The sequence below is a fragment of the Streptomyces sp. cg35 genome, from assembly GCF_050410835.1.
In the GTDB taxonomy this organism is placed as follows: Bacteria; Actinomycetota; Actinomycetes; order Streptomycetales; family Streptomycetaceae; genus Streptomyces.
The window spans coordinates 5,730,243-5,752,922 of sequence record NZ_CP191268.1; the positions used below are offsets into that span (position 1 = coordinate 5,730,243).

18 protein-coding genes and 1 pseudogene are annotated in these 22,680 nt (G+C 71.0%); 11 read left to right on the forward strand and 8 right to left on the reverse strand.

Translation table 11 applies throughout. From position 1 onward, the window contains the following. Positions 1 to 82 precede the first annotated feature (82 nt). Both iolD and mmsA read left to right on the forward strand, forming a co-directional pair. The gene (gene iolD / locus ACQUQD_RS26220) at positions 83 to 1,945 is read left to right on the forward strand and encodes a 3D-(3,5/4)-trihydroxycyclohexane-1,2-dione acylhydrolase (decyclizing) (protein ID WP_428957664.1); all 1,863 of its coding nucleotides are present in this window, start codon (positions 83 to 85) and stop codon (positions 1,943 to 1,945) included. A 32-nt stretch (positions 1,946 to 1,977) separates the two neighbouring features. Next, a complete protein-coding gene (mmsA, locus tag ACQUQD_RS26225; protein ID WP_428954578.1) occupies positions 1,978 to 3,486 on the forward strand; it encodes a CoA-acylating methylmalonate-semialdehyde dehydrogenase in 1,509 nt (502 codons plus the stop codon). 72 nt (positions 3,487 to 3,558) lie between these two features. Here the strand turns inward: mmsA and ACQUQD_RS26230 are convergent, their stop codons facing one another. Then, positions 3,559 to 4,068: a nucleoside deaminase gene (locus ACQUQD_RS26230; protein ID WP_428954579.1), complete on the reverse strand. Its 510-nt coding sequence runs from the start codon at positions 4,066 to 4,068 to the stop codon at positions 3,559 to 3,561. A 182-nt stretch (positions 4,069 to 4,250) separates the two neighbouring features. On the opposite strand from ACQUQD_RS26230, the gene cynR reads away from it, so the two are divergent. The 6 genes and pseudogenes from cynR to ACQUQD_RS26260 all read left to right on the forward strand — a co-directional run bounded on the left by cynR (position 4,251) and on the right by ACQUQD_RS26260 (position 9,357). Continuing rightward, on the forward strand, positions 4,251 to 5,147 hold the full coding sequence (cynR, locus tag ACQUQD_RS26235) for a transcriptional regulator CynR (RefSeq protein WP_428954580.1): 897 nt from the start codon (positions 4,251 to 4,253) through the stop codon (positions 5,145 to 5,147). A 373-nt stretch (positions 5,148 to 5,520) separates the two neighbouring features. After that, positions 5,521 to 6,927 (forward strand): APC family permease, encoded by a 1,407-nt coding sequence (locus tag ACQUQD_RS26240; protein WP_428954581.1) that lies wholly within the window; start codon positions 5,521 to 5,523, stop codon positions 6,925 to 6,927. Between the two features lie 206 nt (positions 6,928 to 7,133). After that, positions 7,134 to 7,676 carry a hypothetical protein gene (locus ACQUQD_RS26245; RefSeq protein WP_428954582.1) on the forward strand — a complete coding sequence of 181 codons (543 nt, stop codon included), beginning with the start codon at positions 7,134 to 7,136 and terminating at the stop codon, positions 7,674 to 7,676. 322 nt (positions 7,677 to 7,998) lie between these two features. Further along, positions 7,999 to 8,553, forward strand: a pseudogene (locus ACQUQD_RS26250) (RHS repeat-associated core domain-containing protein); the annotation flags it as partial. Positions 8,554 to 8,629: 76 nt separating this feature from the next. Then, entirely contained in the window at positions 8,630 to 8,917 is a 288-nt protein-coding gene (locus ACQUQD_RS26255) for an HNH/endonuclease VII fold putative polymorphic toxin (protein WP_428954583.1), read from the forward strand. Between the two features lie 20 nt (positions 8,918 to 8,937). Continuing rightward, positions 8,938 to 9,357: a hypothetical protein gene (locus ACQUQD_RS26260; RefSeq protein ID WP_428954584.1), complete on the forward strand. Its 420-nt coding sequence runs from the start codon at positions 8,938 to 8,940 to the stop codon at positions 9,355 to 9,357. Positions 9,358 to 10,240: 883 nt separating this feature from the next. Here ACQUQD_RS26260 and ACQUQD_RS26265 read toward each other — a convergent pair. The 7 genes from ACQUQD_RS26265 to ACQUQD_RS26295 form a co-directional block, all read right to left on the reverse strand. Next, positions 10,241 to 11,572: a Gfo/Idh/MocA family protein gene (locus tag ACQUQD_RS26265; RefSeq protein WP_428954585.1), complete on the reverse strand. Its 1,332-nt coding sequence runs from the start codon at positions 11,570 to 11,572 to the stop codon at positions 10,241 to 10,243. Further along, a complete protein-coding gene (locus ACQUQD_RS26270; RefSeq protein WP_428954586.1) occupies positions 11,569 to 12,594 on the reverse strand; it encodes a LacI family DNA-binding transcriptional regulator in 1,026 nt (341 codons plus the stop codon). Before ACQUQD_RS26270 ends, ACQUQD_RS26265 begins: the two co-directional genes overlap by 4 nt. Positions 12,595 to 12,737: 143 nt before the next feature. Continuing rightward, positions 12,738 to 13,364: a hypothetical protein gene (locus ACQUQD_RS26275; RefSeq protein WP_428954587.1), complete on the reverse strand. Its 627-nt coding sequence runs from the start codon at positions 13,362 to 13,364 to the stop codon at positions 12,738 to 12,740. Positions 13,365 to 13,366: 2 nt separating this feature from the next. Further along, positions 13,367 to 14,233 (reverse strand): carbohydrate ABC transporter permease, encoded by an 867-nt coding sequence (locus ACQUQD_RS26280; protein ID WP_428954588.1) that lies wholly within the window; start codon positions 14,231 to 14,233, stop codon positions 13,367 to 13,369. A 2-nt stretch (positions 14,234 to 14,235) separates the two neighbouring features. Beyond that, positions 14,236 to 15,195 (reverse strand): carbohydrate ABC transporter permease, encoded by a 960-nt coding sequence (locus ACQUQD_RS26285; protein ID WP_428954589.1) that lies wholly within the window; start codon positions 15,193 to 15,195, stop codon positions 14,236 to 14,238. 40 nt (positions 15,196 to 15,235) lie between these two features. Next, entirely contained in the window at positions 15,236 to 16,540 is a 1,305-nt protein-coding gene (locus ACQUQD_RS26290; RefSeq protein ID WP_428954590.1) for an ABC transporter substrate-binding protein, read from the reverse strand. 194 nt (positions 16,541 to 16,734) lie between these two features. Beyond that, positions 16,735 to 17,199 (reverse strand): GNAT family N-acetyltransferase, encoded by a 465-nt coding sequence (locus ACQUQD_RS26295; protein ID WP_428954591.1) that lies wholly within the window; start codon positions 17,197 to 17,199, stop codon positions 16,735 to 16,737. Positions 17,200 to 17,315: 116 nt separating this feature from the next. Here ACQUQD_RS26295 and ACQUQD_RS26300 point away from each other — a divergent pair, with 116 nt between their 5' ends. The 3 genes from ACQUQD_RS26300 (at position 17,316) to ACQUQD_RS26310 (ending at position 22,606) form a co-directional block, all read left to right on the forward strand. Then, entirely contained in the window at positions 17,316 to 20,027 is a 2,712-nt protein-coding gene (locus ACQUQD_RS26300) for an alpha/beta fold hydrolase (protein ID WP_428954592.1), read from the forward strand. Continuing rightward, complete coding sequence (locus ACQUQD_RS26305) at positions 20,024 to 20,905, forward strand: ABC transporter permease (RefSeq protein ID WP_428954593.1); 882 nt, start codon at positions 20,024 to 20,026, stop codon at positions 20,903 to 20,905. The genes ACQUQD_RS26300 and ACQUQD_RS26305 overlap by 4 nt, the downstream gene beginning before the upstream one ends. 183 nt (positions 20,906 to 21,088) lie before the next feature. Next, positions 21,089 to 22,606, forward strand: a complete 1,518-nt coding sequence (locus ACQUQD_RS26310; protein ID WP_428954594.1) for a YfbK domain-containing protein — start codon at positions 21,089 to 21,091, stop codon at positions 22,604 to 22,606. Positions 22,607 to 22,680: the final 74 nt, after the last annotated feature.

Below are 22,680 nucleotides of genomic sequence, written 5' to 3' on the forward strand. Positions count from 1 at the left end.
GACGGGCGCAACCGGCACCTCAGGCGCAACCGGCACGTCAGGCACGTCCAGCACGTCCGGCGCGGCCGGGGGCACTCGCCGGCTGACCACCGCGCAAGCCCTCGTGCGTTTCCTGGCGCGTCAGTACACGGAGCGCGACGGCGTCCGCCGGCGGCTGATCGGTGCGACCTGGGGCATCTTCGGTCACGGCAATGTGGCGGGGCTCGGGCAGGCCCTCGTCCAGTACGGCGACGAGATGCCGTTCCACCAGGGCCGCAACGAGCAGGCGATGGTGCACGCGGCGGTCGGCTACGCCCGGCAGAGCGACCGTCTGTCCGCCCACGCCGTCACCACCTCCATCGGCCCGGGCGCGACCAACCTCGTCACGGGCGCGGCCCTGGCCACCATCAACCACCTGCCCGTCCTGCTGCTCCCCGGCGACGTGTTCGCGGCCCGCCCCGCCGACCCCGTGCTCCAGCAACTGGAGGTCCCGTACGCGGGCGACGTGTCGGTCAACGACTGCCTGCGGCCGGTGTCGCGGTACTTCGACCGGGTCACCCGCCCCGAGCAGCTGATCCCCGCCGCGCTGCAGGCGATGCGCGTGCTCACCGACCCGGTGGACACGGGCGCGGTCACGCTCGCGCTGCCGCAGGACGTCCAGGCGGAGGCGTACGACTGGCCGGACGACTTCTTCGCCGAGCGCACCTGGACGATCCGCCGCCCGGCCCCCGACGCCGCCGAACTGGCCGTCGCGGCAAAGGCGTTGAGGGAGTCCCGGCGCCCCCTGATCGTCGCGGGCGGCGGCGTCCACCACAGCGGCGCGGAAGAGGCCCTGAAGTCCTTCGCGGACGCGACCCGCATCCCCGTCGCGTCCACGCAGGCGGGCAAGGGTTCCCTGCGGCACGACCACCCCGCCGACGTCGGCGGGATCGGCCACACCGGCACCGCCACCGCGAACGAACTGGCCCGCACCGCGGACCTGGTGATCGGCGTCGGCACCCGCTACACGGACTTCACGACCGCCTCCGGCACCCTCTTCACACACCCCGGCGTCCGCTTCGTGAACCTCAACATCGCCTCGTTCGACGCGGCCAAGCTGGCCGCGCTGCCCCTGGTGGCGGACGCCCGCGAGGGCCTGACCGCACTGCGCCAGGCGGTCGGCGCCTTCCGCGCCGAGCCTGCCCACGTCACCGCGTACACGGACGACAAGGAGCGCTGGGAGCACCGCGTCGACGCCTGCTACGCCGCGGCCGACGACGACCTGGTCCGGCCGACCCAGACGCAGGTCCTCGGCGCGCTGGACGACCTGGTGACGGACGAGGACATCCTCATCAACGCGGCGGGCTCGCTCCCCGGCGACCTGCACAAGCTGTGGCGGACCCGCTCGCGCGACCAGTACCACGTCGAGTACGGCTACTCCTGCATGGGCTACGAGATCCCGGCGTCGCTCGGCGTCGCGCTCGCGGCGCCCGGCCGGCCCGTGTGGGCGCTGGTCGGCGACGGGACGTATCTGATGATGCCGACGGAGCTGGTGACGGCCGTGCAGGAGAACATCCCGGTCAAGGTGGTCATCCTGCAGAACCACGGCTACGCGTCCATCGGCGGTCTCTCCGCGTCCGTGGGCGCCGAGGGCTTCGCGACGGCGTACCGCTTCCCGGACGAGGACGCCGGCTACACAGGGGCCCCGCTCCCCGTCGACCTCGCGGCGAACGCGGCGAGCCTCGGGATGGACGTGCACCGCGCGAAGACGGTCAGGGAACTGCGCGAGGCGCTCGCCGTGGCGCGCGCCGCGACCCGCCCCACATGTGTCTATGTGGAGACAGAAACGGCAGACACAGTGTCGGGCCCGCCCCCGGCGCAGGCGTGGTGGGATGTGCCCGTGGCCGAGACGGCCGACCGACCGTCGGCCCGCACGGCCCGCGAGGAGTACGACCGGCACGTCACCACCCGACGCCGCCACCTCTGAGATGCACCGCAGACGTAACAGGAGTTGCCCACATGTCTGACACGAAGTTGGTCCACCACTGGATCGGCGGCAAGACCGTCGAGGGCGCGTCGGGCAACCACGGCCCGGTGACCGACCCGGCGACCGGCGCCGTCACCACCCAGGTCGACTTCGCTTCCGTCGAGGAGGTGGACGCGGCCGTCGCCGCGGCCAAGGAGGCGTACGCGAGCTGGGGCACCTCGTCGCTCGCCAAGCGCACCGAGATCCTCTTCCGGTTCCGGGCCCTGCTGGACGCCAACCGCGACGCGATCGCCGAGCTGATCACCGCCGAGCACGGCAAGGTGCACTCCGACGCGCTCGGCGAGGTGGCGCGCGGCCTGGAGATCGTCGACCTGGCGTGCGGCATCAACGTGCAGCTGAAGGGCGAGCTGTCGACGCAGGTCGCGAACCGGGTGGACGTGTCGTCGATCCGTCAGTCGCTCGGTGTCGTCGCGGGCATCACGCCGTTCAACTTCCCGGCCATGGTGCCGATGTGGATGTTCCCGATCGCCATCGCGTGCGGCAACACCTTCGTGCTGAAGCCGTCGGAGAAGGACCCGTCGGCGTCGCTGAAGATCGCGGAGCTGCTGTCCGAGGCCGGGCTGCCCGACGGCGTCTTCAACGTCGTCCACGGCGACAAGGTGGCCGTCGACCGCCTCCTGGAGCACCCGGACGTCGCGGCTGTCTCCTTCGTCGGCTCGACCCCGATCGCCAGGTACATCCACACCACCGCCTCCGCCAACGGCAAGCGCGTGCAGGCGCTCGGCGGCGCCAAGAACCACATGCTGGTGCTGCCGGACGCCGATCTGGACGCGGCCGCGGACGCGGCGGTCTCGGCGGCGTACGGCTCGGCGGGCGAGCGCTGCATGGCCATCTCGGCCGTGGTCGCCGTCGGCTCGGTCGGCGACGAGCTCGTCGCGAAGATCAAGGAGCGCGCCGAGAAGATCAAGATCGGTCCCGGCAACGACCCGACGTCCGAGATGGGCCCGCTCATCACGGCCGTCCACCGCGCCAAGGTCGCCTCCTACGTGGAGGGCGCGGCGGCCGACGGCTGCGACGTCGTCCTCGACGGCACCGGCTACACGGTCGAGGGCCACGAGAACGGCCACTGGATCGGTCTCTCGCTCCTCGACAACGTCCCCACGTCCGCCAAGGCGTACCAGGACGAGATCTTCGGCCCGGTCCTGTGCGTGCTGCGCGTCGACACGTACGAGGAGGGCGTGGCCCTCATCAACGCCTCCCCGTTCGGCAACGGCACCGCGATCTTCACCCGGGACGGCGGCGCGGCCCGCCGCTTCCAGCTGGAGGTCGAGGCCGGCATGGTCGGCGTGAACGTCCCGATCCCGGTCCCCGTCGGCTACCACTCCTTCGGCGGCTGGAAGGACAGCCTCTTCGGCGACCACCACATCTACGGCAACGACGGCACGCACTTCTACACCCGCGGCAAGGTCGTCACCACCCGCTGGCCGGACCCGTCCGAGGCCCCGGCGGGCGTCGACCTGGGCTTCCCGCGCAACCACTGACCGTCCCGTCGTACGGGTGGGGCCCGGCCGGAGCGTTCCGGCCGGGCCCCACCCGTGTCATGCGTGCCCGTCTCACCGCGCGGTGCCGGAGACCGGCGCGCCCGGCACCCGGCGGTCGCCGCCGTTGCGGTCCTGCCACAGGCGGTAGACGTCCACGGCGCCCTCGCGCGGCTCGTGGCGCATCGGCAGCCGGCGCTCCTGCCAGGGCTTGGCGAACTCGTCGTAGAACGTGTCCAGCTCGAAGTACTTGCGGTCGTCGACGTAGTGCGGCGCGTACGCGTCCCGGGTCGTGACGAAGACGACCTCGTCGGGGGAGCAGTAGTAGAGCGCGCCCAGGCACATCGGGCACGGCTGGGCCAGCACGTAGATCGTGGCGCCGGTCAGGTGCTCGGTGCCGAGCCGCACGCACGCGTCGCGCACGGCGAGCACCTCCGCGTGGGCCGTCGGGTCGTCGGTCTGGGCGACCTGGTTGGCGCGTTCGGCGATGATCTCGCCGTCCTTCACGATGACGGTCGCGAAGGGGCGGCCGCCGTCCGCGACGTTCTGGCGGGCCAGGTCGACGGTGCGCTGTGCGTAGTCCATGGGATGCCTCCGGTGGGGGTCGTCGGCGTGCGGTGAGTCGGTGTGGTTCGCGGCGGTTCGCCCTCCGGGCCGGCCGGTGCGAACCGATGACCCCAGTGTGGTTGAACTGCACCTATAGCGTCCAAGTCGCGCTGTCCATGTCTCCTATAGATGGCAGCTATGGCCCGGGCTACGCTGCTGTCATGGCTCCCGTGGAACTGCGGCACCTGCGCTATCTGCTCGCCGTCGTGGAGCACGGCGGCTTCACCCGTGCCGCCGAGGCCCTGCACGTCTCCCAGCCGACCCTGTCGCAGCAGATCCGCCAGCTGGAGCGCGCCGTCGGCCTTCCCCTGCTGGACCGCTCCGGGCGCACGGTCCGGGCCACCGACGCGGGCGAGGTCTACGTGGCCCACGCGCGGCGGGCGCTGAGCGAGCTGGCGGCCGCGGACCGGGCCGTGCGGGACGTGCGCGATCTGTCGCGCGGGCACCTGCGGCTCGGCGTCACGCCCACCTTCACTGCCTATCTCGTCGGGCCGCTCCTGGCCGCGCTGCACGCCCGCCACCCCGGTCTCGACCTGACCGTGCGCGATGCGGACCAGGACCGCATCGCGGAGGCCCTGCTCGCCGACGAGCTCGACGTGGGGATCGCGTTCGGCGACGCCCCGGCCTCCGGGATCGCCGCCGAGCCCCTGTTCCGGGAGACGCTCGGCGTGGTGACCGGGGGCGGCGGCGGTCCGGTGCCGCTGCCGGTCGCGGAGCTGGCCGGGCGGGACCTGGCGCTGCTCGCCGGGGACTTCGCGACCCGGGCGCGGATCGACACCTACTTCGCGGCGCAGGGCGTGTCCCCGCGGGTCGCCGTCGAGGCGGACTCGGCGCTGGCGCTCATCGAGATCGTGCGGGGCGGGTCGCTGGCCACCGTGCTGCCGGACGCCGTGACCCTGGACCGGCCGGGCCTGACGCCGGTGCCGCTGGACCCACCGCTGCCGCACCGCACCGCGGCGCTGCTCACCCGGGACGGCGGCTACCGTTCGGCGGCCTCCCGCGCCTTCGCCGAGCTGCTGCGCACGCACGTGGCCGCACGCGGCCTGCCCGCCGCCTAGGGCTGCCCCGGTGTCCGCACTGCGGACAAGTTCCGGCAAAGTTCGAGGGAGCGGCTGCGGTTCCCGTACGTAGGGGATGAAGCGGACGCCGCAGTCAGGTCGAGGCATTCACCTTTGATAGCAAGGTCAATCTTCGAATCCGCTGCCTGGAACTCGGCCGGCTTTGCGAAAGGCTAAGGAAGCGCGGGCAGTTGGCGCAGGTTGCGGGTGCGGAATCCGCAGGGAAACGAGCGTTGACGTTCCGGATATCGGCGAGGTTCCATGACGCGCCGGGAGCGGACGTACCCGCACCACCAGCGCACCATCACAGCCTTCGGAGGCGATAGCGCTCCCGCCCGAACCACCTGTCGCACGAGTCGATCGGAACCGCTCCATGACCGACACGCTTCGCCCCACCACCGTCCCCGCGGTGGAGCCCCTGCCGAACACGGCACCGCCCCAGAAGCTCAAGCGTTCCATCGGCGTCGTCGGCGGCACCCTGCTCACGCTGTCGTGCGTGACGCCCGCCTCCACGCTCTTCGTCGTCGTCCCCGACCTCTTCGGCAGCCTCGGCACGGCGACGGCCCTCACCATCGCCATCGGCTCGCTGCTCTGTATCGGCGTGGCGTTCTGCTACTCCGAGCTGGGCACGCTCATCCCCAGCGCGGGCGGCGAGTACGCCATGGTCTCCACCCTCGCGGGACGGCTCGCCGGCTGGCTCGTCTTCGTCCTGTCGCTGCTGGTCGTGATGATCGTGCCGCCGGTGATCGCGATGGGTACGGCCGACTACCTCGCCCCGCTCGTCCACCTCGACCCGTCGATCGCCGGCGCCGGCGTCATGCTGCTCGCCACCCTCGCGGGCCTGCTCGACCTGCGGGCCAACGCGTGGATCACCGGCATCTTCCTCGTCCTGGAGGTCATCGCCGCGGCCGTCGTCGCGGTCCTCGGCTTCGCGCACGCCGAGCGCGGCGCGGGCTCCCTGGTCTCCATGCAGGTCGCGGGCGGCGACGGCCACGCGGACACGGTCACCGCGATGCTCGTCGTCTCCGGCCTCGCCATCGCCCTCTTCGTGACCCAGGGCTTCTCCACCGCCGTCTACCTCTCCGAGGAGCTGGAGAACCCCCGCACGTCCGTCTCCCGCACGGTCCTCGCCACGCTCGCCATCTCGACGGTGATCATCCTCGTCCCGGTCGTGGCGATCACGATGGGCGCCAAGGACCTGTCGGCCCTCACCTCCGGTGACATCGGCTCCATGGTCGAGGCCTGGTCGAACTCGGCCGTCGGCACGTTCGTCTCCCTCTGCGTCGCGCTCGCCATCATCAACGCGGGCATCGTCATGGTCATCCAGAACTCCCGCGTCCTGTTCGCCTCGGCCCGCGACAAGGCGTGGCCGTCCGCCGTGAACAAGGGCCTCGCCAAGCTCGGCCGCTTCGGCTCTCCGTGGGTCGCCACGCTCGTGGTGGGCGTGCCCGGCGCGGCCCTCTGCTTCGTCAACCTCGACACCCTCTACGGCGTGACGGGCGTCTCCGTGACGGGCATGTACCTCCTCGTCGCGGTCGCCGCCCTCCTCTCCCGCCGCGGCACCCACCGCGACCGGGCCGCCTGGCGCATGCCGCTGTGGCCCGCGGTCCCGGTGGTCCTGATCGCGGTCATGGCGTACATCCTCAGCCAGCAGGAGGCGTCGTACCTGCTCTGGACGGGCGGCATCACGGCGGCCGCCACGCTGTACTGGGCGCTCTACCTGCGACCCCGCCGGGACACCCGGTGGCTGGTGGAGATCCCGGAGGACGCGCGGGGTTAGGCGGGTCGGGCGGTTCAGGCGGTTCAGCGGGGGAGACGGGCGTCGGGCGGCGGGTGCCCGGCGCCCTTTGTCCGTAGATGCGTTTCACCACTCCTGCTTCGCTCCGGCGGCATTTCGTTGCGATCGGTAATGCGCCGATGTGAAGATGCCGTGCGTGGAGAGAACCGGGGGGAAGCAACGAGACGCCTGAGCGCATACGTCGTTCGGTGTTCGACGAGTACGCGCAGCTGGCGGAGAACGAGCCGGAGGACCGTGAGGTCCCCGCACCGACGGAGGTCGCACCGGCGGAAGACGCGCCGCGGGAACCAGTAGCTCGCGAGCCTCTCGTTGACGCCGCGGATGTGGCCGCGCGCAGGCGGGAGTTCGCGGAGCTGCTCGGCGAGTTCCGGCGTACTGCCGTGCTGGTCCCCCTGGGCGAGGAGCCCGGCGCGGACGGCGATCGCGGGCTGCTGACGGCCGACTTCAACGGGATCCGTTTCATTCTGGCGTTCTCCGACGAGCAGGCGCTTGCCCGCTATGCGCAGCTGCGTGGTGAGATGTCGCGAACATGGACGTATCGCACGGTTCTGGGCGCGAAGTTGCTGGATGTGGCGGTGCCCGCAGCCGGGGTGCCGTGCGGGGTCGCGCTGGACTGCGCGGACGCACCGGAGGGCGGGACGGTGTTCCCGCCGGTGAAGGGCATCGTGCCCGACGAGGCCGCGGTGGACATCGACGTGGACGAGGACGTACGCGAGGGGGATCACGCATGACCGGCGGGGGCGGCGAAAGCGGCAAGGACCTCAAGGCCGAGGGGCTGGGCCTGATCGCCAAGGGCCTGACCGAGGCACTCAGGGAGCTGAAGGAACTCGGCATGGTCGGCGAGGCCGGGGCGGGGCGCGGATTCTCGGATCTGGCGCTCTCCTGGCTCGAGTTGGGCGTGGAGAACGTCACGGAGTCGTTCACGTCGTTCTGCGAGCGCTGGGAGTGGGGCGTGCGCGCGCTGATCAACGAGGGCAACCCGTACGCGACCGAGGACGAGGTCACCCGGAAGAGCTGGGGCGAGATCGGCTCCGACAATCCGATCTCGATACCTACGACACGCTCGGCCGCCGCACGGCGAAACTCCGCCTGGCCACCGACGGTGAAACGGTCGTCGAGCGGATCGAGTTCACCTGGGACGGCACGACCCTGTGCGAACAGACCACGCGCAGCCCCGAGTTGCCGAACCCGATAGCCCTCACCTGGGACCATCGGGGCCTGCACCCCATCGCCCAGACCGAACGACGCCTCACCGCGGCCGACGCCCCGCAGTCCGAGATCGACTCCCGCTTCTTCGCCATCGTCACCGACCTGGTGGGCACGTCCAGTGAACTCATCGACGAGCGGGGCGAGGTCGCGTGGCGGACGCGCGGCACGCTCTGGGGCACTGCGGCATGGAACACCGACGCTTCGGGCTACACCCCTCTCCGGTTTCCTGGCCAGTACCACGACCCAGAAACCGGGCTTCACTACAACTAATTCCGCCATTACGACCCTGGCACGGCTAGATATGTCTCACCCGATCCCCTCGGGCTGACCCCCGCGCCCAATCCAGCCACGTACGTGGACGACCCACTTCGACAGACTGACAGCTTGGGTCTGGCCCCGGATTATCCGAAGGGCGAGAGGGGCAATCCTTTCGACAGGCGAATGGATCGTCACGGACGTCAAGCATATGGCTCACATGCCCGGCCACTTCTACTCGTCAACGGACTCCCACCTCGGCAGGTTCCGGCAGTTTGAGACACCGAACGGTTCACGAGTCATTGTCGAGCACACCTTCGGCCGGGCAGGTCCGCACTTCCACGCAGGGCAACCGAAACTCGACCCGTCGAGGAGTGGCGTCAATTTCGGATGGGATAATGCTCCCGGTAACCTTTACAGATATCAGGACTCCTGGGAGCGTTATGCCGCCATAGATAAACCCGGCGGCGACCATCATTTCTTCTACAAGTGCGGATGGGGGACATAGTGGCTAGGAATAATGACGTCATGGCCTGGGAATCCAAACTGCGGAGTTGCGGGCTGGAGATGACAGCTACTCCACCCATCCCCGATGCTATTCCTCCGGCCAAAGCGATTCTGGCGGTGGCCGGTGGTCGAGTTCGTCCGGAAGTCGCCGCGGAAAAGAGTGCACGCGGCCTGAGAATCCTGGACGAACACTGGAAAGTTCTGCACGCCAAGCTGGCATCGCATACCGGTGAATTCCTCATCATCCTGTGGGGGCCGGGCTCTATGGAGGCAGGGTGGTTCCAGGTAACCGAAAGAAACGACCCTCTCGGACTCCCCTCTCGGGTTGCCTCTGTCATCGGGAGGCCCGAGTTCTGTTGTTTGTCCCTGGACAACAAGACGCTGTATGCGGTCACCGTTGAGGAGGATGAGTACTGGATCGTCACTCACCAATTCAGCTGAACGGCCCTCGGGGCTTCGATCTCGACGAGGTCTCCTACGAATACCTGGATCGTTGACAATGTCATGGTTCGCGTACCGCTAGGGTTGAAGTAATGCTCTTCAGAATCCTAAAAAGCAAGATGGCGCTACCGGTGAACCGGGGCCTGCAATTACTTTCAGTGGGCCCGCCGGTCGAGCTTGGGCCTATTGGCGTGGTGCTGAGCCTCCTGTTGTCGGATCGGTAGCTGTCGTCGAGGTGGATATCCCTGGAGGGGTGGCCAGCTGGAACGAGGCAGAAGGGGCGGATGCTTGGTGGCGGATTCCCCGGGAGCACCGGTCGCGATCAAAGGTACGGTGGCAAGCGCTGACGAGGACTCCGTCGTGGCCATCCGAATCGGCTCCGACGTTCTTCTGGTGGAGTTTTCGGAGGGTAGAAACGAGGGTCGAGCGGCCCCGTATGGTAAGCCCCAGACCGGTGATTGTGTCGAATTTCAGACGGGCCGGATCGATGTGTACCCATACAGTGTTTGATCGAATCTGAAGAAAAAGTGCGACATTCCGCAATCATCAGAAGCTGTACGTGGAGGCGAAATCTTGCCCCTGTCTGAGGCGGACGTTCTGTACGGAGCCACTTGGTGTTACCGGCGGCCAGGCGTGGAGGCGTAGGGATACACGGCTTCGGTGTCGCAGGAAAGGTGAGGCGGTAGCCGTGGACCGTGATGCAGAGGGTGCCGACTCAGCGGTGGCGGAGAGAGGCGCAGCTCGCCGCCTCCCCGGAGGCGACGCCCGCATCGCCGTAGCGGGTGCCGAGGAGGCGCACCTCAGCGGCACTCGCGACGCGCCCCGCGCCCTGATCCGTGACATCACAGAGGGGAAGGCCGACCAGCTGCTGTGAGGGGCACGGTCACCACAAGTCGGCCGTCTCCACCGGAGCCCCCGTCACCAACGACTGGTTACCGGCCACCCCAACGGCCAGCGCCAGCGCCCCGTCCCGCGCCGTTGCCCCCTTGCCCGCCGCCGGGGCCGCGCCCTCGTCCGAGCCGTCGCCGAGGGGGCCGAAGAGTTCCTTCAGCATGCGGAGGTCGCCGCCGCCGTGGGAGCCGGCTGCCGTCTCGTACGGGATCTCGCGGGGCGCCTCCCACAGCGGGCGCAGCAGGATCGACGTACGGCCGGGGCGGTCCATGACCACCCCGCCGTGCGCGCCCTCGGCGCCCGAGGCGACGCGCGGGGGCTGCCAGGTGTTCTCCTCCACCTCCAGCTCCAGGCGGCCCGCCGTGCCGTTGAACATGACCCGGTAGCCCTCCCAGGGGGAGTACGCCGTGAGGTGGTACGTCATCGTCGCGCCCGAGTCGTAGCGGACCAGGAGGGACAGGTCGTCCTCGATGTCGATGGCGTCGCCGAAGACGTTGCGGTCGCGGACGTAGTCGGAGTCGCCGGCCGCCTCGGCCCGGATGTAGAGGGAGTCGAGGTTCGGGTCGGCGGTGAGGTCGATCGCATACGGGTCACAGGCGGCCTCGGCGGAGCCATGAGCACGGACGTAGTCGCGGCGCAGGCCCGTGCGTTCGCCGTTGTCGCGGCCGTAGAAGACCAGGCCGCCCTCCGCGTGGACCCTTGAAGGGGCCGCGCCCAGCCACCAGTTGACCAGGTCGAAGTGGTGGCCCGACTTGTGGACCAGGAGGCCGCCGCTGTGGCGCTTCTCGCGGTGCCAGCGGCGGAAGTAGTCGGCGCCGTGGCGGACGTCGAGGAGCCATTCGAAGTGGACCGAGCGGATCTCGCCGATCGCGCCGTCGTGCAGCAGCTGCCAGACCTTCTCGTGGGCCGGGTTGTAGCGGTAGTTGAAGCCGACGGAGAGTTCGCCGCCGGTGCGCTCGACCGTGTCGAGGATCGAGCGGCACTTCTCCGCGTCCGTTGTCAGCGGCTTCTCCGTGACGACGCGGCAGCCCGCCTCCAGAGCGGCGTTGATGTACGTGTGGTGGGTCGCGTCGACCGTGGTGACCACGACCTCGTCGATACGGTCCCGGCGCAGCGCCGCGGCGAAGTCGGACGGGTCGCAGGTGGTGGCCGCCGGCCGGCCGAGGGAGGCCAGGAGCCGGTTGTGGTGGGCGATGCGGGTCGGGCTCGGGTCCGCGAGGAGGGCGATGGCGTAGTGGGCGCGGGCACCGAGGGCCTTCGTGTACATCTGGGCGCGGTGGCCGGTGCCGATGATCGCGGCGCGCTTGGGAGCGGCGGAGGTCATGGTCGGGCATCCTTTCGCGGGGCGGGTCCGGTGGAGCGGCGCACGATCAACTCGCTGTTCAGAGCAGCGTGTTGCGGCGTGCTGTCGGGGTGGTCCAGGCGGTGCAGCATCAGGTCGACGGCCCGTTCGCCGAGCGTGTCGAGGGGGATGCGCACCGAGGTGAGGGCAGGGGTGGCCGTGGTGGCGAGCAGGGTGTCGTCGGCGCCGACCACGCTGACGTCGTCGGGCACGCGCACCCCGCGCTCGGCCAGCCGGGCCAGGACCCCGAGGGCCATCAGGTCGTTGTGCGCGACGATCGCGGTCGCGCCCGCGGCCAGGGTGAGATCGGCGACCTGGGCACCCGTGTGGAACTTGGGTTCGTGCGGCCCGAACTCGGTCACCTTCAGCTCCAGTTGCTCGGCGGCGTACCGCACGGCGTGGCCGCGCTGTTCGCTCGACCAGGAGTTGGGGGCGCCCAGGATCAGGGCCAGGTGGCGGTGGCCGAGCGCGTGCAGATGGGCCACCGCCTGGCGCAGGCCGTCCTCGCTCGGCGCGACGACGGACGGCACACCGGACACGCTCCGGTTCACCACGACGCTCGGTACCTGCCGCACGACCTCGCCGAGCCGGTCGCCGTCCATCCTCGGGGCGACCAGCAGCAGCCCGTCGACCTGCCGGGCCAGAGTGAGCGCCAACTCGTACTCGTCGTCGGGGTGTTCGTCGGTGTCGGCGAGGAAGACCGCGTAGTCCTTGCGGCGGGCACGGGCCTGCACCGCCTTGGCGATCACGGCGAAGAACGGGTTCGCGATGTCCGGGACGATCAGCCCGAGGGTCCCGGTCCGCCCCAGGGCGAGCGAACGGGCGATCCGGCTGGGGCGGTACCCGAGCCGCTCCGCCGCGGCGAGGACCCGGGCCCTCGTCTCCGGGCGGACCTGGTGCGGGGAGGCGAAGCAGCGGCTCACTGTCGACGGGGACACGCCGGCCTGCGCTGCGACGTCCTCGGCGCCTACGCTGCCGCTCCTTCGCCGGTCGTCCTCAGTCATGGCGTCCCCCTTGACGCAGGCGCCTCGGCGCCGTGGGTGTTCGGTGCTTCGTCGGCGACTGCCGAGACGTCGTGGCTGGTCGCGCAGTTCCCCGCGCCCCTGGGGCACTGATCCTCAGCTCCATCTCGGGCCCAACCGGCACCTCAAGCCCCTCCGGCGTTTGAGGAGCGGGGGCCGGGGCGGAGCCCCGGGGAGTGTCCCGAGCGCCGGTCCACGGCTACCGCGGCCAGGGCCAGTACCCCCGCGACCAGCGGAGCGAGCAGCAGCAACTGCCACACGCACACCGCAGAGACGAGCACGGCCCCGCCCAGCATGACCGTCCCGCCCGGATCCCACCGCGGCCGGGCCCACCGCCCCGTGACCGACCACCGGGCGGCAACCCGGATCTGCAGCACGACCACCGCCCCGGCCGCCCCGCCGACCACCAGCGCGAGGACCCAGAAGAACGGCAGATCCCCGGCGGCGGCCGCCAGCCGCAGATCGGCGGCCAGGAAAGCCAGGGCCAGCAGCCCCAGCGCCCCGACCGCCGAACCGCCGCGCAGGGCCCCCCGCCAGTCCGCCAGGAAACGACGGGCCGTACCGGTCGAGGGCCCGTCCGGCACACAGCGCCGCACCTCCGCGCAGCCCGCGGCCATCGCCGCCGGCCAGGTCACCACGAGCAGCGAACCGGCCGCCACGAGCAGCCCGATCCACAGCACCTCGGCGAAGAGCGTGAAGCGTTCCCCGTACGGGGTGTCGCGCCGACGGGCCTGTGCGGCCGAGGAGTTCATGGTCACCCCTTCATCCCGGATGTCGCCGCGCCCTCGATGAGCAGCCGCTGGAACGCCACGAAGAAGATGATCACCGGGAGCAGCGACAGGACCGACATGCCGAGCATCGCGCCGTAGTCCTGGCTGCTGGTCGAGTCGACGAACAGGCGCAGGGCCAGCGGCAGCGGGTACTTCTCCGGCGACTGCAGATAGATGAGCGGGGCGAAGAAGTCGTTCCAGGACCAGATGAACGTGAAGATCGCCGTGGTGATCAGGGCGGGCCGCAGCAGCGGCAGCACGATGTGGCCGAAGATGCGGAAGTGGCCGCAGCCGTCGATCAACGCCGCCTCGTCGAGGCTGCGCGGCAGGTTCCGTACGAACTGCACCATCAGGAACACGAAGAACGCGTCCGTGGCGAGGAACTTGCCCAGCAGCAGTGGCACGTACGTGTCGACCAGGCCCGCCTGCTGGAACATCGTGTACTGCGGGATGAGCAGCAGATGCGTCGGCAGCAGGATCGTCCCGATCATCACCGCGAACATGGGCCCGCGCCCCCGGAACCGCAGCCGCGCGAAGGCGTACGCGGCGATGGAGCACGACAGGACGTTGCCGAGCACCGAACCGAGCGCCAGGATCAGGGAGTTGCTGAAGAAGCGCCAGGCGGGGACCTCGGCGATGCCGTCCAGGGCCGTACTGAATCCGCCCCAAGTGATCGTCGAGGGCAGCAGGTTGAAGCTGGAGAGGATCTCGTCGGCGGGCTTCACCGCGGCGGTGAACACCCACACCACCGGATAGAGGAGGACCAGGAGGAGGGCCAGCGCGCCCACGTGCCAGGCCAGGGAACGGGTACGCGCGCGAGGAGCCGCCGTCGGCACCGTTGTCGTCGTCATCGTCACTTCTCCTCGCCCGCGTAGTGGACCCAGCGGCCCGACGTCTTGAACAGCACCGCGGTGACCACGCCGACGACCAGGAGCAGCACCCAGGTCAGGGCGGCCGCGTACCCCATCCGGAAGTCGTTGAAGCCGAGTTCGTACAGGTACATCGAGTACACGTGGGTGGAGCCCGCGGGGCCGCCCGTGCCGTTGGAGAGCACGAACGCCGAGTTGAACATCTGGAAGGCGTGCACCATCTCCAGGACCAGGTTGAAGAAGATCACCGGGGAGAGCATGGGGACGGTGACGGAGACGAACCGGCGCCAGGGACCCGCCCCGTCGATCTCCGCGGCCTCGTACAGGTCCCGCGGGATCTGCTGCAGCGCCGCCAGGAAGATCACCATCGGGGCGCCGAACTGCCACACCGACAGGGCCACCAGCGACATCAACGACCAGTCGGGGTTGGAGATCCAGCCGCCGGTGTGCACCCCGAACGCGCCGAGGAAGCGGTCGACGACGCTGCCGGTGGAGAACAGCAGCCGCCACACGATGGCCGCGCCGACACTCGCGCCGATCAGCGACGGCATGTAGAACGCGGCCCGGTAGAAGTTGCGGCCCTTGCGCCGGGTGTGCAGGAGCAGGGCCACGCCGAGTGCCGCGATCAGCTTGAGCGGCGTCGCCACGACGACGTACAGCAGGGTCACCCCGACCGTGTCGCGGACCTCGGGATCGTCGAAGAGGATGCGCTTGTAGTTGGCGAGGCCGATCCAGCGGGGCGCGTCGAACAGGTTGTAGTCCGTGAACGACATGTAGAGCGAGAACAGCATCGGCGCGAGCGTCAGCACCGCCGCACCGAGCATCCAGGGCGTCAGGAAGACGTACGCCGCACGGTCGTTGGCGCGCCGGCGCGGTGGCTTCGCCGGGGCGCTCTGCGGTGTGCGGGCGCGGGGGACCGCGGCGCGGGTCGTCGTGGAGGCCATGAGGGCTCCCTCCGTACGTAGATGGGGGTGGCCGGGGGCCTCAGGCGAGGACGACCTTCGCCTGGTCGAAGAAGAGATCCACGGCGTGGTCCACGGAGATCCGGCCGTAGAAGAGCTTCTCGGCGACACGCTGCAGATAGACGTTGAGCGAGGCGCCGCCGTCGGCCGGTGGCGGCGGGGTCGGTGACAGCGTCGCCGCGACCTGCTTCTCGTACGTCTGCACCTGGCGCACCGCCGGATCGGTGACCTCGGCGGCGCCCTCCTGGCGGGTGGTGGGCGGCATCCCGATGTTGGTGCCGAGGATCTTCGCCACCCGCCGGTCATTGATCATGAAGTTGATGAACTGCGCGGCCTCACCCACGTACGGGCTCTTCGCGGCGGCGCTGAGCAGCATGCCCGGCTTCGCGTAGATGCCGGAGCGGCTCGTGTCGGTGGGCACGAGGCCGAGGGAGAGCTTGCTGCCGCGCATCTCGCTGCGGCCGCCGACCTGGTTGTCCCACTCCAGGTAGGACGCGACCCGGCGGGTGGTGACGGGATAGCCGGGCAGCGACTCCAGGACCACGTCCGGGCCCGCGAGCGCGCCTTCCTTGCGCCAGTCGTCGACCAGGCCGAGATAGCGGCGCATGTCGTCGTGGCCGAAGCCGAGCGCCCCCTTCTCGGTCCACATCTGCAGCCCCTGCTGGCGCATCCACGTCTCGACGCCCATGTAGTTCTGGCCGGGGTTGTCCATGCCGAACTGTGTGCGCCCGCTGTGCCGGGTCACCTTCAGGGACTGCTCCATGAACGTGTCCCAGGTCATCCGCGCGGTCGGCGGCCGCGCCCCGGCGTCGGCCCACACCTTCGCGTCGTACATCAGCGAGACGCTGTTGTGGGCCAGCGGCAGTGCGACGCGGCGGTCCTCCACCATGCCCGCCGTGCGCAGCGAGGGCACCAGCGTGGAGGCGTCGATCTCCTTGCCGGGGCCCGTGTGGCCGTCGAGGTCGGCGAGGACGCCGTGCTCGCCGAGCGTGCGGATCCAGGCGTAGTCGATGTGCATCACGTCGGGCGGGTTGCCGCCCGCCGCGGCCGTGCTCAGCTTCGGCCAGAACGAGTCGAAGGCGGCGAAGCTCGACTTGACCCTGATCTTCGGATGGTCGCGCTCGAAGACGGCGATGCACTTGTTGATCAGATCGGCCCGTCCGCTGTCGCCCCAGAAGAAGTAGCGCAGGGTCACGGCGCCGCCGGCGCCGACGGACCGGGACGGCCCGCCGCAGGCGGTGAGCGCGGTACCGAGACCGGCGGACAGCAGGGCGGTGAGGGTGGTGCGGCGGGTCAGCGGGCGGCGGGAGGGGGCGTCGTTGCCCATAGGGGGCCTCCACGGCTCGACGGCGGTGTCGAGGTGGGACCTTTGCATGCGCTCGCAAGGCCGTCAACAGTTCTGACGTGCGCAGATATCCGCCAACTTCCTTTGCCGCACACCCTCTTGACGTTTTCTGCGAGCGCTTGCAGGATCGTATGGAAAGCGCTTGCTCCCCGGAGGGTCCCCCCTGCGGAGTCCTCCTATGCGAAGTCCGCGATATCTGTTCCGTCCGTGCTGCCCGGGACGTCCGTGAAGTCCCAGGTGATCACCGCGCACGGCCCGTCGTCCTTGCCGCCCGCGCTGCGGTACGCCGCGAGCGCCACGTCGTTGTCCGTGTCCACCCCGACCCACATGTCGTAGCAGCCGCGCCCGGCGGCCAGCTCCGCGAGCGTCCGGATCAGGGCGCGGGCGATGCCACGGCGCCGGTACGGCTCGGCCACCGCGAGCTCGTACAGGAACATCTCGCGGCCCTTGTCGGGATGGACGGTCTCGACTCCGCTGACGAAACCCACGGGCTCGGCGCCCGCGTAGGCCAGATACAGGTGGTGGCCCGGCGCGGCCAGGAAGTCCCGGGCCGCCTCCGGGCGGGTCGGGGAGTCGAACAGCGGTCCCGCGGCGATCAGTTCCCCGACGGTGCGCGCGCGGCGGATCTCGTGGACGGTCATGGGTGCGTCGTACCACGCCCGCGGTACACGGCGGGCGGACTGTACTACCCGAGGAGGTCGGCGGATTCCGACCGGGGGTTGCGGTGGCTGTCGGTGGCGGCGCCTACCGTTGACGTATGGATCTACGAGTGGGCGCATGGCGCGAGCGGGTACGCGGGAGGCCGCGGCGGTGGATCGCCGTCGCGGCGGCCCTTGTGGTGCTCGCGGGGGCGGGGACCTGGTCCGTGGCGGCGGCCACGTCGTCCGGGGGCGGCACCGCCGTGCACCGGCAGGACCGGATGATGCCGATGGGCGGCGGCGTCCGGATCGACACCTCGTACTTCACCGCGGGCGACAGCCGCGAGAAGCGGCCCGCCGTGCTGCTCACCCACGGCTTCGGCGGCAGCAAGGCCGATGTGCGGGCCGAGGCGGAGAAGCTCGCCCGGCACGGGTACGCGGTGCTGACGTGGTCGGCGCGCGGCTTCGGGAAGTCCACCGGCAAGATCGGGCTGAACGACAAGGACGGCGAGGTCGCCGACGTCTCCCGGCTCATCGACTGGCTGGCGAAGCGCCCCGAGATCCAGCTCGACAAGGCCGGCGACCCGCGCGTGGGCGTCACCGGCGCCTCGTACGGCGGGGCCGTCTCGCTGCTCGCCGCCGGGTACGACAAGCGGGTCGACGCGATCGCCCCGCAGATCACGTACTGGAACCTCGCGGACGCGCTCTTCCCCGACGACGTCTTCAAGAAGCTGTGGACCGGGATCTTCTTCACCACCGGCTCCGCGAACATCGGCGCGCGCACCAGTGAGGCCGGCCTGCACTGCGGCCGCTTCCAGCCGGAGCTGTGCGCCATGTACCAGCGGGTCGCCGTGTCCGGGAAGCCCGACGCGCAGGCCCGCAAGCTCCTCGAGGAACGCAGCCCGTCCGCCGTCGGCGACCGCATCAAGGTGCCCACACTCATCTCGCAGGGACAGACCGACTCGCTGTTCCCGCTCGGCCAGGCCGACGCGATCGCCCGGCACGTCAAGGCCAACGGCGCGCCCGTCGACGTCGACTGGATCGCCGGCGGCCACGACGGCGGCGACATGGAGGTCGGCCGCACCACGCAGCGCGTGACCACCTGGTTCGACCGCTACCTCAAGGACAAGGACGTCGACACCGGGCCCGCGTTCCGCGTCACCCGCACCGGCGGCGTCGACTCCACCGACGGCGCGGCCACGCAGCGCGGCGCGAGCGGCGACCGGTATCCGGGGCTGCGCGGCGAGGACCGGGTGTCGGTGCCGCTGAAGTCCGCCGTCGAGACGTTCCAGAACCCGCCGGGCGGCGGCCCGCCGTCGATCTCCACGGTCCCGGGCCTGGGGAACGCGTCACAGCTGTCGTCCTCCCTCGGCGTCGGCCTCTCGCTGGACTTCCCCGGCCAGTTCGCCCGGTTCGACTCGGCGCCGCTCGGGCGGTCGGTGCGCATCACCGGCTCCCCGACGGTCACCGCCCACGTGAAGTCCTCCACCGGCACCGCCGTCCTGTTCGCGAAGGTCTACGACGCCGGGCCCGGCGGGGCGCGCCAAATGCTGCCCTCGCAGCTGGTCGCGCCGGTGCGGGTGACCGGGGCGGGCGGCTCCGGCAAGGACGTCACGTTCACCCTCCCCGCCATCGACCACCAGGTCGAGAAGGGACACACGCTCCGGCTCGTCCTGTCCGCGACCGACCTCGGCTACGCGTCACCGGCCGAGCCCGCGACGTACCAGGTCTCCGTCACCGGCGGCCTGAGCCTGCCGACCGCGCCCGACGTGAAGACCGCGGCCGCGCCGCTGCCCGCATGGGTGTGGTGGCTGCCGATCGGCGCGGCCGTCGTCGCGGCGGCGCTGCTCCTGACGGCCCGCAGGAGGACGACGGCGCCCGCGCCCGACCCGGCCCTCGCGGACGTCCCCCTCCAGATCACGGACCTGAGCAAGAAGTACGCCGGGTCGACGGACCGGTACGCGGTCCGCGACCTGTCCTTCCGCGTCGAACAGGGCCAGGTCCTCGGCCTCCTCGGGCCGAACGGCGCGGGCAAGACCACCACCCTGCGCATGCTCATGGGCCTCATCCGGCCCGACGCGGGCGAGGTCCGCGTCTTCGGCCACGCGATCCGCCCCGGCGCGCCCGTCCTCTCCCGGGTCGGCGCCTTCGTGGAGGGCGCGGGCTTCCTGCCGCACCTGTCCGGGCGCGAGAACCTGGAGCTGTACTGGCAGGCCACCGGCCGCCCGCCCGAGGACGCGCACCTGGACGAGGCGCTGGAGATCGCCGGGCTCGGCGACGCGCTGGCCCGCGCCGTGCGCACCTACTCGCAGGGCATGCGGCAGCGCCTCGCCATCGCCCAGGCCATGCTCGGCCTGCCGGACCTGCTGATCCTGGACGAGCCGACCAACGGGCTCGACCCGCCGCAGATCCGCGAGATGCGCGAGGTGATGATCCGCTACGCGCGCGGCGGCCGCACCGTCATCGTCTCCAGCCACCTGCTGGCCGAGGTCGAGCAGTCCTGCACGCACCTCGTCGTCATGGACCGCGGGCGCCTCGTCCAGGCCGGCCCGGTCGCGGACATCGTCGGCTCCGGCGACACCGTGCTCGTCGGCCTGGCCGGCGAGATCACCGACCCGCTCCTGGAGAAGGTGGCCGCACTGGAGGCGGTGGAGTCGGCGGTCCGCGCCGACGACGGGCTCCTGGTCCGCCTCGCCCCCGCGCCCGACGGCAGCGACCCCGCCGCCCGTCTGCTGGCCGACCTGGTCCGGCTCGACGTGCCGGTGAAGTCGCTCGGCCCGCACCGGCGTCTCGAGGACGCGTTCCTGACGCTGATCGGAGGTTCCGCATGACCGGCACCGGGACGACCCTGCCCACGCCGCCCGTCGCCGAGCGCGCCGACGGATACCGGCCCGGACGGACCCTGCCCCTGCGGGTCGAGCTGGTCCGGCAGGTGAAGCGGCGGCGCACCCTCGTCATGGGGGCCGTCCTCGCGCTGCTGCCGTTCGTGCTCGTCATCGCCTTCGCCATCGGCGGCGAGCCCGGCGGCCGCAGCGGCCGGGTCACGCTCATGGACACCGCCACCGCGTCGGGCGCGAACTTCGCGGCGACGGCCCTGTTCGTCTCCGCCGGATTCCTGCTCGTCATCCCCGTCGCCCTGTTCTGCGGCGACACCATCGCCTCCGAGGCGAACTGGTCGAGCCTGCGCTATCTGCTGGCCGCGCCGGTACCGCGGGCCCGCCTGCTGTGGTCCAAGCTCACCGTCGCGCTCGGCCTCAGCCTCGCCGCGATGGTGCTGCTGCCGGTCGTCGCGCTCGGCGTCGGCTCGGTCGCCTACGGCTGGGGACCGCTCGAGATCCCGACCGGCGGGGCGCTGCCCGCGGGCGAGGCGGCCCAGCGCCTCCTCGTCGTGATCGCGTACATCTTCGTGTCCCAACTGGTCACCGCGGGGCTCGCGTTCTGGCTGTCGACGAAGACGGACAACCCGCTGGGCGCGGTCGGCGGCGCGGTCTTCCTGACCATCGTCGGCAACGTCCTGGACGCGGTCACCGCCCTCGGCCACTGGCGCGACTTCCTGCCCGCGCACTGGCAGTTCGCCTGGGCCGACGTCATCCAGCCGCAGCCCGAATGGAGCGGCATGATCCAGGGGGCGTCGGTGTCGGTGGCGTACGCGGTGGTGCTGTTCGCGCTGGCGTTCCGCGGCTTCGCACGGAAGGACATCGTGTCGTAGGCCCGGTGACCGGTCGGGATCGGCCCGGTCTCCGGAGGATCACCCACCGGTCACAACAGCCGTCCTCCGTAACCGCTTTGCCGCCAAGGCGAGACCGCCCGGGACGAACACCGGGCCCCCTCGCCACGTCACAGTCACAAGACGCCGACGACACCGGCGCGTGGCGGAGCGGAAGGGGCGGGCATGAGGAAGAGGACCGGTACGGGTGGAGCGCTGATCGCCGCGGCACTCGCCGGCGGACTGCTGCTCACGGGGTGCAGCGCGGAGGGCGGCGCCTTTGGCGGGGCGGCGGACAGCGCGCGGGGCAAGGCCCGTGCGGACAAGCCCGCCGCCTCGGTCGCGCCGGGCCGCGACCGAGGCGACACGGAGGACTACCGCTCCACGTTCGCCCTCGACGTCGACACCGCCTCCTACGGCTACGCCCGCCGCACCCTCGCCGAGGGCCGGCTGCCCGACCCGGGGACGGTGCGGCCCGAGGAGTTCGTCAACAGCTTCCGGCAGAACTACCCGCGCCCCGAGGGCAACGGGTTCTCCGTCACCGTGGACGGCGCCCGCACCGGCGACGACGGGTGGCGCCTGATGCGGGTGGGCCTCGCGACGGCACCGGCCCCGGCGGACGGTGAACGCCGGCCGGCGGCACTGACGTTCGTCATCGACATCTCCGGCTCGATGGCCGAGGCGGGCCGCCTCGACCTGGTCAAGAAGTCCCTGGCCACCCTCACCGACCAGCTCCGCGCCGACGACTCGATCGCCCTGGTCACCTTCAGCGACGAGGCGCGGACCGTGCTGCCCATGACCCGGCTCGGCGCCGCGGAGGACTCCGCCCGCGACCGGATCCACGACGCGATCGACACCCTCGAACCCACCGACTCCACCAACCTCGACGCGGGCATCCGCACCGGCTACGCCACGGCGGTCGAAGGAGTGCGTACCGGGGCCACCAACCGCGTCGTCCTGCTCTCCGACGCGCTCGCCAACACCGGCGAGACCTCCGCCGACGCGATCCTCGAACGCATCGCGGACGCCCGCCGCGAGCACGGCATCACCCTCTTCGGCGTCGGCGTCGGCAGCGACTACGGCGACGAACTCATGGAACGCCTCGCGGACAAGGGCGACGGCCACACCACGTACGTGTCCTCGCCCGCCGACGCCCGCAAGGTCTTCGTCCGGCAACTGCCCGCGAACGTGGACCTGCGGGCCCGCGACGCGAAGGCCCAGGTCGCCTTCGACAAGGACACGGTCGCCGACTTCCGGCTCCTCGGCTACGAGAACCGGCGCGTCGCCGACGACGACTTCCGCGACGACCGTGTCGACGGCGGCGAGGTCGGCCCCGGCCACACCGTCACCGCGCTGTACGCGGTCAAGCTCCGCGAGGGAGCCGAGGGCCGGGTGGCGACGGCGACGGTCCGCTGGCTCGACCCCGAGAGCCGGGCACCGCGCGAGGCCGCCGGCACGGTCGCCGCGTCCGCGCTCGCCGGGGATCTCTGGGCGGGGTCGACCGCGCCGCGGCTGCGCCTCGCCGCGACTGCGGCGTACTTCGCCCACCGCTTGGGGGGCGGTTCCGACGCGCCGTTCCCCGGTGAGCCCTCGCTCCGTGAACTGGATGACCAAACACGGAAGTTGGTGTCCGACACGGAGGACGCGGATGTCCGTGACCTGGCGGAGTCCGTGCGGCAGGCGCGGGATCTGAGCGGCCTGTGACGGCGCCCGGCGCGTGAAAAGGCCGCGGTCGCGCCCGCTCGATCACCGAGCCGACGCGACCGCGGCCTGTCCGT

Coding starts and splice junctions, on each gene's coding strand:
- mmsA (WP_428954578.1), top strand. CDS start 1,978: ATGTCTGACACGAAGTTGGTCCACCACTGGATCGGCGGCAAGACCGTC.
- ACQUQD_RS26230 (WP_428954579.1), bottom strand. CDS start 4,068: ATGGACTACGCACAGCGCACCGTCGACCTGGCCCGCCAGAACGTCGCG.
- cynR (WP_428954580.1), top strand. CDS start 4,251: ATGGCTCCCGTGGAACTGCGGCACCTGCGCTATCTGCTCGCCGTCGTG.
- ACQUQD_RS26240 (WP_428954581.1), top strand. CDS start 5,521: ATGACCGACACGCTTCGCCCCACCACCGTCCCCGCGGTGGAGCCCCTG.
- ACQUQD_RS26255 (WP_428954583.1), top strand. CDS start 8,630: ATGCCCGGCCACTTCTACTCGTCAACGGACTCCCACCTCGGCAGGTTC.
- ACQUQD_RS26260 (WP_428954584.1), top strand. CDS start 8,938: ATGGCCTGGGAATCCAAACTGCGGAGTTGCGGGCTGGAGATGACAGCT.
- ACQUQD_RS26265 (WP_428954585.1), bottom strand. CDS start 11,572: ATGACCTCCGCCGCTCCCAAGCGCGCCGCGATCATCGGCACCGGCCAC.
- ACQUQD_RS26270 (WP_428954586.1), bottom strand. CDS start 12,594: ATGACTGAGGACGACCGGCGAAGGAGCGGCAGCGTAGGCGCCGAGGAC.
- ACQUQD_RS26275 (WP_428954587.1), bottom strand. CDS start 13,364: ATGAACTCCTCGGCCGCACAGGCCCGTCGGCGCGACACCCCGTACGGG.
- ACQUQD_RS26280 (WP_428954588.1), bottom strand. CDS start 14,233: ATGACGACGACAACGGTGCCGACGGCGGCTCCTCGCGCGCGTACCCGT.
- ACQUQD_RS26285 (WP_428954589.1), bottom strand. CDS start 15,195: ATGGCCTCCACGACGACCCGCGCCGCGGTCCCCCGCGCCCGCACACCG.
- ACQUQD_RS26290 (WP_428954590.1), bottom strand. CDS start 16,540: ATGGGCAACGACGCCCCCTCCCGCCGCCCGCTGACCCGCCGCACCACC.
- ACQUQD_RS26295 (WP_428954591.1), bottom strand. CDS start 17,199: ATGACCGTCCACGAGATCCGCCGCGCGCGCACCGTCGGGGAACTGATC.
- ACQUQD_RS26300 (WP_428954592.1), top strand. CDS start 17,316: ATGGATCTACGAGTGGGCGCATGGCGCGAGCGGGTACGCGGGAGGCCG.
- ACQUQD_RS26305 (WP_428954593.1), top strand. CDS start 20,024: ATGACCGGCACCGGGACGACCCTGCCCACGCCGCCCGTCGCCGAGCGC.
- ACQUQD_RS26310 (WP_428954594.1), top strand. CDS start 21,089: ATGAGGAAGAGGACCGGTACGGGTGGAGCGCTGATCGCCGCGGCACTC.